This is a genomic window from Polaromonas sp. P3_C2 (assembly GCF_056402675.1).
Map to the genome: position 1 here is coordinate 1 of NZ_JBFUGX010000032.1, position 13,354 is coordinate 13,354.

The window sequence follows — 13,354 nt, forward strand, 5'->3', positions numbered from 1 at the left end:
CCGAGCTCCAGTTGGTAAAGCGTGTGCCGGGCCGCAGCAGTTCGGACTGCCAATGGTCGAGCTGGYGCGTGAGTTCGCGCCGCAGCTCGAGGTAGCCGTCCACCATCTGGTTGACGATGCGCAGCATCAGGTCGGCGGGGCTGGCGGGCAGTTTGACGCCGCTGGAGCGCGACTCCGCCGTGGTCGCATTGAGCAGGCGGGCCGCGTAGGCATCGCGCACCGCGCAGTCGGCGGGGTGCACCGTCAGCACCACCTTGTCAAACACGGCAAAGCCGACCGGGCTGGTGTCGATGCGCTTGAGGACCGGTGGGCCGCTGCGTTTCATGCGCTCGTGCAGCGGTTCGCCGGGCTGGCTGAGGTCGGTTTCGCTTTGCCCGGCCGCCAGGCGGCGGAACACCAGGATGTCGTACTGCGAGGTGTAGTCGTAGTGCGAAGGGAGCTGGTTGTTCAGCAGGTCGGCCACATGCAGGTCAACCAGCTGGGTGCCGCACAGCGTTTGCAGTGCCGCCTGGATCTGCGCCTGCGTCACCTCGAACTCGCGGCGGGCGCAGGCAATCCAGACAAAACCCTGCGCCGGCAACTGGGCCGGCAGGGTGTCTGTCTCGGTGATGCCCTGGGTGCCGGAAGCGATGGTGAAAACGCGCATGAAAGCTCTTCTTATCCTTGTTTTTAGGTATTAAATCGGCATTCCGGCAAAGCAGGATGGGCGCAAGCAGCTATGATTTTAATAGCGATTGTGCGCGGCACCTGCCGCCCGGTTCAGCCTTGCCGCAGCTTGCGGGCAGCGTCGATGGCGAAATACGTCAGCACACCGTCGGCGCCGGCGCGCTTGAAGGCCAGCAGGCTTTCCATCATCACGGCGTCGTGGTCCAGCCAGCCGTTTTGCGCGGCCGCCTTGATCATCGCGTATTCGCCGCTGACCTGGTAGGCGAAGGTGGGCACGCCGAATTCGTCTTTCACGCGGCGCACCACGTCCAGGTAGGGCATGCCGGGTTTGACCATCACCATGTCGGCGCCTTCGGCGATGTCCATGGCCACCTCGCGCAGCGCTTCGTCGCTGTTGCCCGGGTCCATCTGGTAGGCCTTTTTGTCGGCTTTGCCCAGATTGTTGGCCGAGCCGACCGCGTCGCGGAAGGGGCCGTAGAACGCGCTCGCGTACTTGGCGCTGTAGGCCATGATGCGGGTGTGGATCAGCTTTTTGGCCTCCAGTGCCTGGCGGATGGCGCCAATGCGGCCGTCCATCATGTCGCTGGGCGCGACCATGTCCACGCCGGCTTCGGCCTGGCAAAGCGCCTGCCGCACCAGCATGGCCACCGTCTCTTCATTGAGGATGTAACCGTTTTCATCCGGCAGGCCGTCCTGCCCATGCGTGGTGAAGGGGTCCAGCGCCACGTCGGTCATCACGCCCAGGTCGGGGAAGTGCTTTTTCAGTGCCCGCACCACCCGCGGGATCAGGCCATCGGGATTGGTGGCTTCGACGCCGTCGTAGGTTTTGAGCGAGGCGTCCACCACCGGGAACAAGGCCATCACCGGAATGCCCAGCTTCACGCATTCCTCCGCCACCGGCAGCAGCAGGTCAAGGCTCAGCCTTTCGACGCCGGGCATGGAGGCCACCGCCTGGCGCTGCTGCTGGCCGTCCACCACAAAGACGGGATAAATGAGGTCGTGCGGGGTAAGTGCGTGTTCACGTACCAGGTTGCGGGTGAAGGCATCACGGCGCAGGCGCCGTGGGCGCCCGGCGGGAAAGGGCGCGAAGTTGGAGGCGTGCTGTGTCATGCGCAAATTGTGCCAAAGGTTGATCAAGGCCTGAAAGTATTTGGCCGGGCGTCATCTGCTATCTATCTATATGGAGACATGCTTGGTGCCGCGCCATTTCGGAGGTGGCAGGCTTTACATGGAATTACTTAGTTAACTTATGAAATCATTGCCAATGCGCAGCCAGCGTGGTTAGAATTGCTACGTGTGGTTACCAATTTGGCAACTGCATCCCGCTTTTCCTCCCTGAGCGGGGCCTTTGCGTGTGACAGCAAAAAGGCTTACCAGCCCGGTTGGCCCAGTGCCATCCGGGCATTTTTTTGGCCCGTGGCCACGGCGCCGCCATCGTCTCAGGGGATGGGTGCGGGTTTTAAACCAGCATAAGCCGCGGAACCGGCTTTGCCGGGCCGCAGGCGGGCGGCCCCCTCGGGGGGCAGCGACCCACACGAAGTGGGGGAGCGTGGGGGCTACACTTCCTTATGCTCTGGGTCAAATCACTCCACATCGTTTTCATCGCCAGCTGGTTTGCCGGGCTGTTTTACCTGCCGCGCATTTTTGTGAACCTGGCCATGGTGCCGCCGGAAAGCGTGGCTGAGCGCGAGCGGCTCATATTGATGGCACGCAAGCTCATGCGTTTCACCACCATCCTGGCCGTGCCTGCGTTGGGCTTTGGCCTGTGGCTGTACCTGGGTTACGGCATAGGCCGCGGGCCCGGCAACGGCTGGATGCATGCCAAGCTCGCCGTTGTGGTGCTGGTGATCGGCTACCACCACGCCTGCGGCCGCCTGCTGGCCAGGTTCGTCGCCAACCACAACGCTCGCAGTCACAAATGGTTTCGCTGGTTTAACGAAGTGCCGGTGCTGCTGTTATTGGCAGCAGTCATCCTCGTCGTGGTCAAGCCCTTCTAAGGTCACAACCGGGCGCAGCAGTGAAAAAGAAGGCCCCTCCCCAACCAGCAGACGCGGTCGAACCGGCTTCGCCGGGCGCCTCGCGTCGCCCCCTGCAAGGGGGGGAGGAACTACACGAAGCGAAGCGCAGTGAGAACGGCGGGGGTGTGCACAGAACAACCGCCTGGCCGCTGTCCCTGGCAACCATTTGCCTGGTCATCTACGCAAGCCTTTACCCCTTTGCCGACTGGCGCGACCAAGGCATTTCACCCTTCAGGTTTCTGGCGGCGCCCCTGCCGCAGTACTGGACGGGGTTTGACGTGGGCGCCAACCTGTTGGGCTACGCGCCGCTGGGCTTCCTGCTGGCGCTGTCGGCACTGCGCAGCCGGCGTGTTTCCTGGGCTGTGACGGTGGCGGTGCTGGTCAGCGCGCTGCTGTCGCTGGCCATGGAAACGCTGCAAAGCTACCTGCCTTCGCGCATTCCCTCCAATGTCGATCTGGCGCTCAACACCACCGGTGCATGGCTGGGCGCGTGCTGTGCGTGGACGCTGGAAAAAGCCGGCATTGTCGACCGCTGGAGCCGCTTTCGGGCACGCTGGTTCGCGCAGGATGYGCGGGGTGCGCTGGTATTGCTGATGCTCTGGCCGCCCGCGTTGCTGTTTCCTGCTTCCGTGCCGCTGGGGCTGGGACAGGTGTTCGAGCGCCTGGAGTCGGCGCTTGCCGAGGTGCTGGCCGACACGCCTTTCCTCGAATGGATGCCGGTGCGCGACATGGAGCTGCAGCCGCTGGTGCCCATCGCCGAATTGCTGTGCGTGGCGCTGGGCGCGCTGATTCCCTGCCTGCTCGGCTATTGTGTGATCCGCACGCTGTGGCAGCGCGCGGCGTTTTCGGCGGCCATCATTGCGGTCGGCATTGCCGCATCGGCGCTGTCGGCCGCGCTCAGCTACGGGCCGGACCACGCCTGGGCCTGGCTGGACCTGCCGGTGCAGGTGGGCATCGGGTTTGCCGTTGTGCTGGCGGCGCTGCTGCTACCTGTGCCGCGCCGGGCGGCGGCGGCGCTGGCCTTGCTGGCGCTGACCGTCCATTTGGGGCTGCTCAACCAGGCGCCCGCCGACCCATACTTTGCACAAACCCTGCAAACCTGGGAGCAGGGCCGCTTTATCCGTTTTCACGGCCTGGTGCAGTGGCTGGGCTGGCTGTGGCCGTATGCGGCCTTGCTGTATGTCCTGGTGCGGCTTTCAGGCCGCGAGCCACGCGCTGATGCGCGCCGGTGATTCGCCTCTGCTAATATCGGCCTGCGATCTCCCTCAAGAGTTGCCGTAAGCGTTTACGTCAATCAACGCGCCTACTACCGCCGGCCATGCCGGGGTTGTGTTCCCTGCATCCCCACCGGCTGCCGGGAAGGCGCCTTGACTGGACGGCTTATGGAACCCTGTATGAACTCTTCGAAACCTTCATCGCGCACCCTTTTCGGTTTGACAAAACTCCCCGCTCGCAGCGCGCGATGGGTCACACCCTTGCTGCTTTCGGTGTTGATGACCTGCATCGTGTCGATCATCAGCACGCTCAAGGGCGTCGGTATCGCGCCCGGGGTCCTGCGCATCTGGCTGGGTGCCTGGGCGCTTTCCTGGGTCGTTGCATTCCCGGCGCTGCTGCTGGCGCTTCCGCTGGTGAAAAAAGCCACGGCGCTGGTCGTTGAGACGCCTTGATCCCGGGCCAATGCGGGAACCTTCTCCGGTACACATCCACTAAAGTCACACCATGCCTGAACAAAATTCCTATTACGAACGCCATGTCTTCTTTTGCCTGAACCAGCGCGCCAACGGCGAAGACTGCTGTGCCGACCACCGCGCACAGGAAGGCTTTGATCGCTGCAAATCGCAGGTGAAAGCCGCGGGGCTGGCCGGGCCAGGCAAGGTCAGGGTCAACAAGGCTGGCTGCCTGGACCGCTGCGCAGCCGGCCCTGTGGCCGTGGTCTACCCCGAAGCGGTCTGGTACACCTATGTCGACGCCAGCGACATTGATGAAATTGTCGAGTCGCACCTGAAAAACGGCAAAGTCGTTGAGCGCCTGCTGGTGCCTGCGCACGTCGGGCGGTAGGCCGGGGGCGGCGCAGCGTACGTAAATTTGCATCTTTTCCCTTCCGGACCAATAGGGATATGCGCGAGTAGCTCCTTATTTGATAGCAACCTGTTTGAATGGATCCGTCACAGTGAATTCGCAGACCCGCAAATCGATCATCCAGGGCCCCGCCGGCGCGCTTGAAATCGCCGTAGACCTTCCCGCCGGCGACTCGCGCGGCGTGGCGGTCATTGCGCATCCGCACCCGCTGTTTGCGGGCACCATGGACAACAAGGTGGTGCAGACGCTGGCCCGGGCGTTTGTGCAATGCGGATGGACCGCCGTCCGGTTCAATTTCCGCGGTGTGGGCGGCAGCGCCGGCAGCCATGACGAAGGCCGGGGCGAGCTCGAAGACCTGCTGGCCGTGGTGGAGCATGCGGCACCGGCCAGCAGCGGCCAGGTGCTGGCACTGGCCGGGTTTTCGTTTGGCGCCTTTGTCACCACCCACGCCTTTGAGCGCCTCAGTGCCGCTCGCGCCATTGAAAAACTGGTGCTGGTCGGCACCAGCGTGAGCCGCGCGCCTGCTGCGCCCATCGACGAAGCAGCCCATCTGAAAACCCTGGTCGTGCACGGTGAGCAGGACGACACGGTGCTGCTGTCTGCCGTGCTGGACTGGGCCAGGCCGCAGGCACTGCCTGTTACCGTTGTGCCTGGGGGGAGCCATTTCTTTCATGGACAATTGCCCCTGCTGAAAAATCTTGTGGTTCGCCACCTGTCTTCGCCCTCCGCCTGATGCTGTTTGCCAAGCGCTCCCTGACTCTGACCCTTACCCTTCACCGAATTTCACTGAACCACTACTGATGCAAGCTTCACTCAAGGCCCTCCGCGCCGCCCCCGGCCTGCGCGCTTTTGCCGCCACCGTGTTCCTGGCTTTCTCTGCGGTGCTGCCCGTGGCGCATGCCCAGGTGCCGCAAGCGCCCGAAATCGCCGCACGCTCCTATTTGCTGCTGGATATCACCGCCAACCAGATCCTGGCGGCCAAGGACATCGATTCGCCGGTGGAGCCTGCATCGCTGACCAAGCTGATGACCGAATACCTGGTATTCGATGCACTCAAATCCAAAAAAATCGATCTGAAGCAGACCTTCCCCGTCAGCCAGCGGGCCTGGAAGATGCCGGGTTCGCGCATGTTCATCGACCCGAAGATGCAGGTGCCCGTGGAAGACCTGATCAAGGGCATGGTGGTTCAATCGGGCAATGACGCGACCATGGCGCTCGCTGAAGGCGTGGGCGGCTCGGCCGAAAACTTTGTCCGCCTCATGAACGAGCAGGCCAAGGCGCTGGGCATGAAGTCCACGTCCTATAAAAACCCGGAAGGCCTGACCGAACCCGGCCACACGACCACCGCGCGTGACCTGAGCATCCTGTCTACCCGGCTAATGCAGGATTTCCCCGATTACATCGGCTATTCGGCGATCAAGAAATACCGCTATCCCGGCACGCCTGCGGCCAACGACACCAACCGCAATACCCTGCTGTTCCGCGACCCGACGGTGGACGGCCTGAAAACCGGCCATACCGACGCCGCCGGCTATTGCATGATCGCCACGGCAAAGCGCGACTTCCCCAACCTGGGTGCTGCCGGTGCGCCAGGCGGGCGCCGGTTGCTGGCCATCGTGCTGGGCACGGTCAGCGACAGCGCACGCGCCAATGAATCACAAAAACTGCTGAATTGGGGCTACACGGCCTATGAAGCCGTGAAGTTGTTCGACGCCGGCCAGGCCGTGGTCACTCCATCGGTCTGGAAAGGCACCTCCTCGACCGTGAAGCTGGGCCGTCCGCAGGCCATCGTGGTGGCCATCGCTGCCGGCGGTGCCGCCAAAGTCAAAACCCAGGTGGCGCGGCCCGACCCGTTGGTGGCGCCGTTTGCCAAGGGCCAGGCTGTTGGCACGCTGAAGGTCACCTTGGGCGACAACCCCGCCCCGGTGGCCGAAGTGCCGCTGGTGGCACTGGAGGCGGTGGGCGAGGCCGGCATCCTGGGCCGTGCTTGGGACGCCATCCGGCTGTGGATTAAATAAGACGAAGGGCATGGTGGGTCTGGGCGGATACGTTCACATCCAGCCCTTCCCGACACCGTTACCTCAGGTGTCGCTGGTTATACAGGGCGTTGATACCGGCGCTTTCCCCTGGTTTTCAGGCAAATTGCGGGCCGCCAATACCCTGTCGGAGATTGGCGGACTCTTCCTCCAGGGCATCCGGCGGGAAAACTCACTTGGAGTGGGCGCTAACATCGAATCTTTGGGCGCCGAACTTCTCTTTGCCGGCCATTTCGTGTGTTCAGGCCGCGCGTTCTGCTTGAGGGATTCCCCTATCCGGTTTATACTAGAAGGCTTTTCCGCTTTCGTGGCGGGAAATATTTGTGGCCGTATCAACACGGTAAATTAGTTTTCAGACGTTTAGGGACGTTTTCAATGCCAACCATTAATCAGTTAGTCCGTCAGGGGCGCGAGGTCGAAAAGATCAAGTCCAAGAGCCCTGCGATGGAAAATTCTCCGCAGCGCCGCGGTGTATGCACCCGTGTGTACACCACGACGCCTAAAAAGCCCAATTCCGCTCTGCGTAAGGTTGCCAAAGTGCGCCTGACCAACGGTTTTGAAATTATTTCCTACATCGGCGGCGAAGGCCACAACCTGCAGGAACACAGCGTGGTGCTGGTTCGCGGCGGTCGTGTCAAGGACTTGCCCGGTGTGCGTTACCACATCGTCCGTGGTTCGCTCGACTTGCAAGGCGTGAAAGACCGCAAGCAGTCGCGCTCCAAGTACGGTGCGAAAAAGCCAAAGGCCAAATAAGCCAAACCGGTTCGGGTTTTTCTCTTCACTGAGAGCTCGCGCCAGAAGAAGTTGTCACGGAAAGCCTGTGATAGTTCCTTCAAAACAAGGTGTTTCACTCGCCCTGGCAGGTGTCTGAAACGAAGTGACCCAAGTGCAAATAGTTGCACCGGTCGAGTAAGTGAGGGTTTTGATAACTCTCGCGGTGTTGCCAAAAGCAATGCCAACTGAAGCAAAGAGGTGAAAAAATGCCACGTCGTCGCGAAGTCCCTAAACGTGAAATTCTTCCTGATCCAAAATTTGGCGATGTTGATCTCGCCAAGTTCATGAACGTGATCATGCAAGGCGGCAAAAAGGCCGTCGCAGAGCGCATCATTTATGGCGCGCTCGACTTTATCGAGAAAAAGAACCCCGGCAAAGACCCGCTCGAGGCTTTCCACATGGCCATCGGCAACATCAAGCCCATGGTTGAAGTGAAATCCCGCCGCGTCGGCGGCGCCAACTACCAGGTGCCGGTTGAAGTGCGTCCTGTCCGCCGTATGGCTCTGGCCATGCGCTGGCTCAAGGAAGCCGCCAAGAAGCGTGGCGAGAAGTCCATGTCTTTGCGTCTGGCCAATGAGCTGATGGAAGCGACCGAAGGCCGCGGCGGCGCCATGAAAAAGCGTGATGAAGTTCACCGCATGGCAGAAGCCAACAAGGCGTTCAGCCACTTCCGCTTCTAATTTTCGATTGCAGTAATTGCTGCGCTGAATTGACGGGTTGCTGGTTGGTTTCAAGGTGCTGGGTGCCTTGATTGCCGGCCGTTCAACCCCAATTTCTGCCAGCCGGGTGTGGTGCACAACACCCTTCCCGGCCAGCAGACGCGTAGAAGAAATGAAGGATGCCCGGACTGCGGGCAGTCTTTCAACGAGTCTTTGTTCGTAACCCCGAACTGAAAGTAATTTATGTCCCGCGCTACCCCCATTTCCCAATACCGCAACATCGGCATTTCCGCGCACATTGATGCCGGCAAGACCACCACCACCGAGCGGATCCTTTTTTACACCGGCGTGAACCACAAGATTGGTGAAGTTCACGACGGCGCTGCCACCATGGACTGGATGGAGCAAGAGCAGGAGCGCGGCAYCACGATTACTTCCGCCGCCACCACCTGCTTCTGGAAGGGCATGGACACGTCCCTGCCTGAGCACCGCATCAACATCATCGACACCCCGGGCCACGTGGACTTCACGATTGAAGTCGAGCGTTCCATGCGCGTGCTTGACGGCGCCTGCATGGTGTATTGCGCCGTGGGTGGCGTTCAGCCCCAGTCGGAAACCGTCTGGCGCCAGGCCAACAAGTACAAAGTTCCCCGCCTTGCGTTCGTCAACAAGATGGACCGCACCGGCGCGAACTTCTTCAAGGTCGTCGAGCAGATGAAGCTGCGCCTGAAGGCCAGCCCTGTGCCCATGGTGATCCCCATCGGCGCTGAAGAAAGCTTCACCGGCGTGGTCGACTTGCTGAAAATGAAGGCCATCATCTGGGATGAGGCCTCGCAAGGCATGAAGTTCACCTACAGTGATATCCCCGCCGAGCTCGTCGAGCTGGCCAAGGAATGGCGCGAGAAGATGGTTGAGGCTGCCGCCGAGTCGTCTGAAGAGCTGATGAACAAATACCTTGAAGAAGGTGATCTGACCGAAGCTGAAATCAAGCTGGGCATCCGCACGCGTACCATCGCCAGCGAAATCCAGCCGATGTACTGCGGCTCTGCCTTCAAGAACAAGGGCGTGCAGCGCATGCTGGACGCCGTGATTGAATTCATGCCGTCGCCGATCGACATTCCTCCCGTCAAGGGCATGGACGAAGACGAAGCGCCTGTCACCCGCAAGGCTGACGACGAAGAGAAATTCTCTGCGCTGGCATTCAAGCTGATGACTGACCCGTTTGTGGGCCAGCTCACCTTCGTGCGCGTTTACTCCGGCGTCCTGAAAAAGGGCGACAGCGTTTACAACCCGATCAAAGGCAAGAAAGAGCGTATCGGCCGTATCGTGCAGATGCACGCGAACAACCGTGAAGAAGTCAGCGAAATCCGCGCCGGCGACATCGCCGCCTGCGTGGGTCTGAAAGACGTGACCACGGGCGAAACCCTGTGCGATCCGGATGCCATCGTCATGCTTGAGCGCATGGTGTTCCCCGAGCCTGTGATTACCCAAGCCGTGGAACCCAAGACCAAGGCTGACCAGGAAAAAATGGGCATCGCCCTGCAGCGCCTGGCGCAGGAAGATCCCTCTTTCCGCGTCAAGACCGACGAAGAGTCCGGTCAGACCCTGATCGCCGGTATGGGCGAGCTGCATCTGGAAATTATTGTCGACCGCATGAAGCGCGAATTCGGCGTGGAAGCCAACGTCGGCAAGCCGCAGGTGGCTTACCGCGAAACCATCCGTAAAACGGTGGAAGACGCTGAAGGCAAGTTCGTGCGCCAGTCCGGCGGTAAAGGCCAGTACGGTCACGTTGTGCTCAAGATTGAGCCGAACGAAGCCGGCAAGGGCATCGAGTTCGTCGACGCCATCAAGGGCGGTGTGGTTCCTCGCGAATACATCCCTGCGGTGGAAAAGGGCATCAACGAGGCCGTCACGTCCGGCGTGTTGGCTGGCTATCCGGTGGTTGACGTCAAGGTCACGCTGCACTTCGGTTCGTACCACGATGTGGACTCGAACGAGCTGGCCTTCAAGATGGCCGCCATCTTCGGCTTTAAGGAAGGCTGCCGCAAGGCAAGCCCCGTGATTCTGGAGCCCATGATGGCCGTGGAAGTTGAGACGCCTGAAGACTACGCCGGCAACGTGATGGGCGATCTGTCCTCACGCCGCGGCATGGTGCAGGGCATGGAAGACATGGTCGGTGGCGGCAAAGCCATCAAGGCGGAAGTGCCGCTGTCTGAAATGTTCGGCTATTCGACCACGCTGCGTTCGATGTCGCAGGGCCGTGCTACGTACTCCATGGAGTTCAAGCACTACTCTGAAGCTCCGCGCAATGTGTCGGAAGCCATCATGGCTTCGCGCGCCAAGTAAGTAACGTTCGCTGCCGATTCCGGATGGGGTTGGCAGCTTTTTTCCTTGTCTGCGATTGTGTGCCACTTCGTGCCCGTGCGAAGTGAATCAGCAACACAGTGCAGACGTTAAACCGTACACGGGCATGTTCTTTATCTGGAGAGAAAAATGGCAAAAGGCAAATTTGAGCGGACCAAGCCGCACGTCAACGTMGGCACGATTGGCCACGTGGACCATGGCAAGACGACGCTGACGGCGGCGATCACGACCGTTCTGGCATCCAAGTTCGGCGGCGAAGCCAAGGGCTACGACCAAATTGACGCGGCACCCGAAGAAAAGGCACGCGGCATCACCATCAACACCGCCCACGTCGAGTACGAAACGGCCAACCGCCACTACGCCCACGTCGACTGCCCCGGCCACGCCGACTATGTGAAGAACATGATCACCGGCGCTGCCCAGATGGACGGCGCCATTTTGGTGTGCTCCGCCGCTGACGGCCCCATGCCCCAGACCCGCGAGCACATCCTGCTGGCCCGCCAGGTGGGCGTGCCTTACATCATCGTGTTCCTGAACAAGTGCGACATGGTTGACGACGCCGAGCTGCTCGAGCTCGTCGAAATGGAAGTGCGCGAGTTGCTGGACAAGTACGACTTCCCCGGCGACAAGACCCCCATCATCCACGGCAGCGCCAAGCTCGCCATGGAAGGCGACAAGGGTCCCCTGGGCGAAGAAGCCATCATGAAGCTGGCCGAAGCGCTGGACACCTACATTCCCCTGCCAGAGCGCGCTGTTGACGGCGCCTTCCTGATGCCCGTGGAAGACGTGTTCTCCATCTCCGGCCGCGGCACCGTCGTGACCGGCCGTGTCGAGCGCGGTGTGATCAAGGTCGGCGAAGAAATCGAAATCGTCGGTATTGCCGACACGCAAAAGACCACCTGCACCGGCGTTGAAATGTTCCGCAAGCTGCTGGATCAAGGACAGGCCGGCGACAACGTCGGTATCCTCTTGCGCGGCACCAAGCGCGAAGACGTGCAGCGCGGCCAGGTGCTGTGCAAGCCCGGCTCCATCAAGCCGCACACGCACTTCACCGGCGAGATCTACGTTCTCTCCAAGGACGAAGGCGGCCGCCACACGCCATTCTTCAACAACTACCGCCCCCAGTTCTACTTCCGCACGACGGACGTGACCGGTGCGATCGAGTTGCCAGARGGCAAGGAAATGGTCATGCCAGGCGATAACGTGTCGATCACCGTCAAGCTGATCAACCCGATCGCCATGGAAGAAGGCCTGCGCTTTGCCATCCGCGAAGGCGGCAAGACCGTCGGCGCCGGCGTCGTTGCCAAAATCATTGCGTAATTTGTAAGGTTTGATGGAGGGGTATAGCTCAATTGGCAGAGCGTCGGTCTCCAAAACCGAAGGTTGTAGGTTCGATTCCTACTGCCCCTGCCACCCGGCTTTGATGAGTGTCGATGCTGAGGGTGGTTTGAAAAGATAAAAAGCAAGCCCGCCAGGAGTCAAAAACTCCAGGTGGGCTTAAGCGTCTGCAGAGACGCATGAAGATTGAACAGGAAATCGGCGACCATGGCCTCTTCTCAAGTTGAAACCGTCAGTACCAACGCCGACAAGGCCAAGTTGGCTGTGGCTGTCGCGCTGGTGCTGGCCTCGCTGGTGGGCTTCTATTTCTTTGCCAAGCAGGGTCAATTAGCCCAGTGGGGTGCCTTGATTGCTGGTTTGGTGGCGGCGATTGCTGTGTTCATGACCTCGGAGTCGGGCAGGCAATTTGTGGCTTTTGGGCGTGACTCATGGCGCGAGGTCCGGAAAGTTGTCTGGCCGGCTCGTAAAGAAGCCATCCAGATGACGGCCTATGTATTCGGTTTTGTGGTGATCATGGCCTTGTTCTTGTGGCTTACGGACAAAACGCTCGAATGGGTGTTTTACGACCTGATCCTGGGATGGAAAAAATAATGAGCGATCTGAACGGCACGGTAGTCAGCGAAGTGGCGGCGGGAACGTCTCTCACGCCGACCCCAGGCATGCAGTGGTATGTCGTCCATGCCTATTCCGGCATGGAAAAAGCGGTCGAGCGCAACATCGTTGAGCGCATCAACCGCGCGGGCATGCAGTCCAAGTTTGGTCGTTTCCTGGTGCCCACTGAAGAGGTGGTTGAGATCAAGAACGGTCAGAAGAAGACGACCGAGCGCCGGTTTTTTCCGGGCTATGTGCTGGTTGAAATGGTCATGGATGATGAGACCTGGCATCTGGTGAAGCACACCAACAAGGTGACGGGTTTTGTCGGTGGCGCCAAGAATCGCCCGGCCCCGATCTCCGAGGAAGACGTTCAAAAGATCGTCAGCCAGATGCAGGTCGGTACCGAGAAGCCGCGCCACAAGGTCGAGTTTGAAACTGGCGAATACGTCCGCGTCAAGGATGGTCCTTTCACCGACTTCAACGGTACGGTGGAAGAGGTTAACTACGACAAAAACAAGGTGCGTGTGTCGGTCACGATCTTCGGGCGTGCCACACCGGTAGAGCTGGAATTCAGCCAGATCGAAAAAACGTAATTTCGATTCGGTAGATAATTTCGCGCCTTGCAACTCGGCGCGAAACGGTCCTTGCGGACTGTTTTTGAGTTGTGTAACCCCCGGGGAGCCCGGACCTGCCTTTGGCAGCGTTCAGGCGTTATGACCCGCAAGGAGAAAAGTATGGCGAAAAAAATCGTCGGCTTTATCAAGCTGCAAGTGCCAGCTGGTAAGGCTAACCCGTCCCCCCCGATCGGCCCTGCGCTCGGTCAGCG

General features: G+C 60.5%; 15 protein-coding genes, 1 tRNA gene and 1 pseudogene. 15 read left to right on the top strand and 2 right to left on the bottom strand.

Features of this window, described 5'->3' with window-relative positions; genetic code table 11:
• Together AC1DWI_RS02855 and hemB are read right to left on the bottom strand one after the other, a co-directional pair.
• Nucleotides 1–646, bottom strand: a 646-nt coding sequence (locus AC1DWI_RS02855) for a magnesium transporter CorA family protein (RefSeq protein ID WP_477724346.1), incomplete at its 3' end; no start/stop codon positions are given.
• A gap of 113 nt (nucleotides 647–759) precedes the next feature.
• Complete coding sequence (gene hemB / locus AC1DWI_RS02860; protein ID WP_457281674.1) at nucleotides 760–1,776, bottom strand: porphobilinogen synthase; 1,017 nt, start codon at nucleotides 1,774–1,776, stop codon at nucleotides 760–762.
• A gap of 458 nt (nucleotides 1,777–2,234) precedes the next feature.
• Here hemB and AC1DWI_RS02865 point away from each other — a divergent pair, with 458 nt between their 5' ends.
• From AC1DWI_RS02865 to rplK, 15 genes and pseudogenes are all read left to right on the top strand, one after another.
• On the top strand, nucleotides 2,235–2,663 hold the full coding sequence (locus AC1DWI_RS02865; RefSeq protein WP_477670228.1) for a CopD family protein: 429 nt from the start codon (nucleotides 2,235–2,237) through the stop codon (nucleotides 2,661–2,663).
• Nucleotides 2,664–2,809: 146 nt separating this feature from the next.
• Nucleotides 2,810–3,916, top strand: coding sequence for a VanZ family protein (locus AC1DWI_RS02870; protein ID WP_477724347.1), 1,107 nt, complete (start codon nucleotides 2,810–2,812; stop codon nucleotides 3,914–3,916).
• Nucleotides 3,917–4,078: 162 nt separating this feature from the next.
• Nucleotides 4,079–4,351 (top strand): DUF2798 domain-containing protein, encoded by a 273-nt coding sequence (locus AC1DWI_RS02875; protein WP_477670226.1) that lies wholly within the window; start codon nucleotides 4,079–4,081, stop codon nucleotides 4,349–4,351.
• A 52-nt stretch (nucleotides 4,352–4,403) separates the two neighbouring features.
• The gene (locus AC1DWI_RS02880; protein WP_457281670.1) at nucleotides 4,404–4,742 is read left to right on the top strand and encodes a (2Fe-2S) ferredoxin domain-containing protein; all 339 of its coding nucleotides are present in this window, start codon (nucleotides 4,404–4,406) and stop codon (nucleotides 4,740–4,742) included.
• 112 nt (nucleotides 4,743–4,854) lie between these two features.
• Nucleotides 4,855–5,496, top strand: a complete 642-nt coding sequence (locus AC1DWI_RS02885; protein ID WP_477670225.1) for an alpha/beta hydrolase — start codon at nucleotides 4,855–4,857, stop codon at nucleotides 5,494–5,496.
• 67 nt (nucleotides 5,497–5,563) lie between these two features.
• Entirely contained in the window at nucleotides 5,564–6,781 is a 1,218-nt protein-coding gene (locus AC1DWI_RS02890; protein ID WP_477670224.1) for a D-alanyl-D-alanine carboxypeptidase family protein, read from the top strand.
• Between the two features lie 10 nt (nucleotides 6,782–6,791).
• On the top strand, nucleotides 6,792–7,148 hold the full coding sequence (locus AC1DWI_RS02895; RefSeq protein ID WP_477670223.1) for a hypothetical protein: 357 nt from the start codon (nucleotides 6,792–6,794) through the stop codon (nucleotides 7,146–7,148).
• A gap of 26 nt (nucleotides 7,149–7,174) precedes the next feature.
• A complete protein-coding gene (gene rpsL / locus AC1DWI_RS02900; protein WP_092130055.1) occupies nucleotides 7,175–7,552 on the top strand; it encodes a 30S ribosomal protein S12 in 378 nt (125 codons plus the stop codon).
• 227 nt (nucleotides 7,553–7,779) lie between these two features.
• Nucleotides 7,780–8,253, top strand: a complete 474-nt coding sequence (gene rpsG, locus AC1DWI_RS02905; RefSeq protein ID WP_011481226.1) for a 30S ribosomal protein S7 — start codon at nucleotides 7,780–7,782, stop codon at nucleotides 8,251–8,253.
• Between the two features lie 222 nt (nucleotides 8,254–8,475).
• Nucleotides 8,476–10,578, top strand: coding sequence for an elongation factor G (gene fusA / locus AC1DWI_RS02910; RefSeq protein WP_477724348.1), 2,103 nt, complete (start codon nucleotides 8,476–8,478; stop codon nucleotides 10,576–10,578).
• Nucleotides 10,579–10,725: 147 nt separating this feature from the next.
• Nucleotides 10,726–11,916 carry an elongation factor Tu gene (gene tuf, locus AC1DWI_RS02915; RefSeq protein ID WP_436155802.1) on the top strand — a complete coding sequence of 397 codons (1,191 nt, stop codon included), beginning with the start codon at nucleotides 10,726–10,728 and terminating at the stop codon, nucleotides 11,914–11,916.
• A gap of 17 nt (nucleotides 11,917–11,933) precedes the next feature.
• Nucleotides 11,934–12,009: transfer RNA gene (locus AC1DWI_RS02920), tRNA-Trp, on the top strand.
• A 132-nt stretch (nucleotides 12,010–12,141) separates the two neighbouring features.
• Nucleotides 12,142–12,525 carry a preprotein translocase subunit SecE gene (secE, locus tag AC1DWI_RS02925; RefSeq protein ID WP_477670198.1) on the top strand — a complete coding sequence of 128 codons (384 nt, stop codon included), beginning with the start codon at nucleotides 12,142–12,144 and terminating at the stop codon, nucleotides 12,523–12,525.
• 68 nt (nucleotides 12,526–12,593) lie between these two features.
• Nucleotides 12,594–13,121 (top strand): transcription termination/antitermination protein NusG, encoded by a 528-nt coding sequence (nusG, locus tag AC1DWI_RS02930; protein ID WP_228778638.1) that lies wholly within the window; start codon nucleotides 12,594–12,596, stop codon nucleotides 13,119–13,121.
• A 141-nt stretch (nucleotides 13,122–13,262) separates the two neighbouring features.
• Nucleotides 13,263–13,354 (top strand): annotated as a pseudogene (gene rplK / locus AC1DWI_RS02935) (50S ribosomal protein L11); the annotation flags it as partial.

Bases quoted from the DNA above. Each gene is read 5' to 3' on its own strand.
- hemB (WP_457281674.1), bottom strand. From the start codon at position 1,776: ATGACACAGCACGCCTCCAACTTCGCGCCCTTTCCCGCCGGGCGCCCA.
- AC1DWI_RS02865 (WP_477670228.1), top strand. From the start codon at position 2,235: ATGCTCTGGGTCAAATCACTCCACATCGTTTTCATCGCCAGCTGGTTT.
- AC1DWI_RS02875 (WP_477670226.1), top strand. From the start codon at position 4,079: ATGAACTCTTCGAAACCTTCATCGCGCACCCTTTTCGGTTTGACAAAA.
- AC1DWI_RS02880 (WP_457281670.1), top strand. From the start codon at position 4,404: ATGCCTGAACAAAATTCCTATTACGAACGCCATGTCTTCTTTTGCCTG.
- AC1DWI_RS02890 (WP_477670224.1), top strand. From the start codon at position 5,564: ATGCAAGCTTCACTCAAGGCCCTCCGCGCCGCCCCCGGCCTGCGCGCT.
- AC1DWI_RS02895 (WP_477670223.1), top strand. From the start codon at position 6,792: ATGGTGGGTCTGGGCGGATACGTTCACATCCAGCCCTTCCCGACACCG.
- rpsL (WP_092130055.1), top strand. From the start codon at position 7,175: ATGCCAACCATTAATCAGTTAGTCCGTCAGGGGCGCGAGGTCGAAAAG.
- rpsG (WP_011481226.1), top strand. From the start codon at position 7,780: ATGCCACGTCGTCGCGAAGTCCCTAAACGTGAAATTCTTCCTGATCCA.
- secE (WP_477670198.1), top strand. From the start codon at position 12,142: ATGGCCTCTTCTCAAGTTGAAACCGTCAGTACCAACGCCGACAAGGCC.
- nusG (WP_228778638.1), top strand. From the start codon at position 12,594: ATGCAGTGGTATGTCGTCCATGCCTATTCCGGCATGGAAAAAGCGGTC.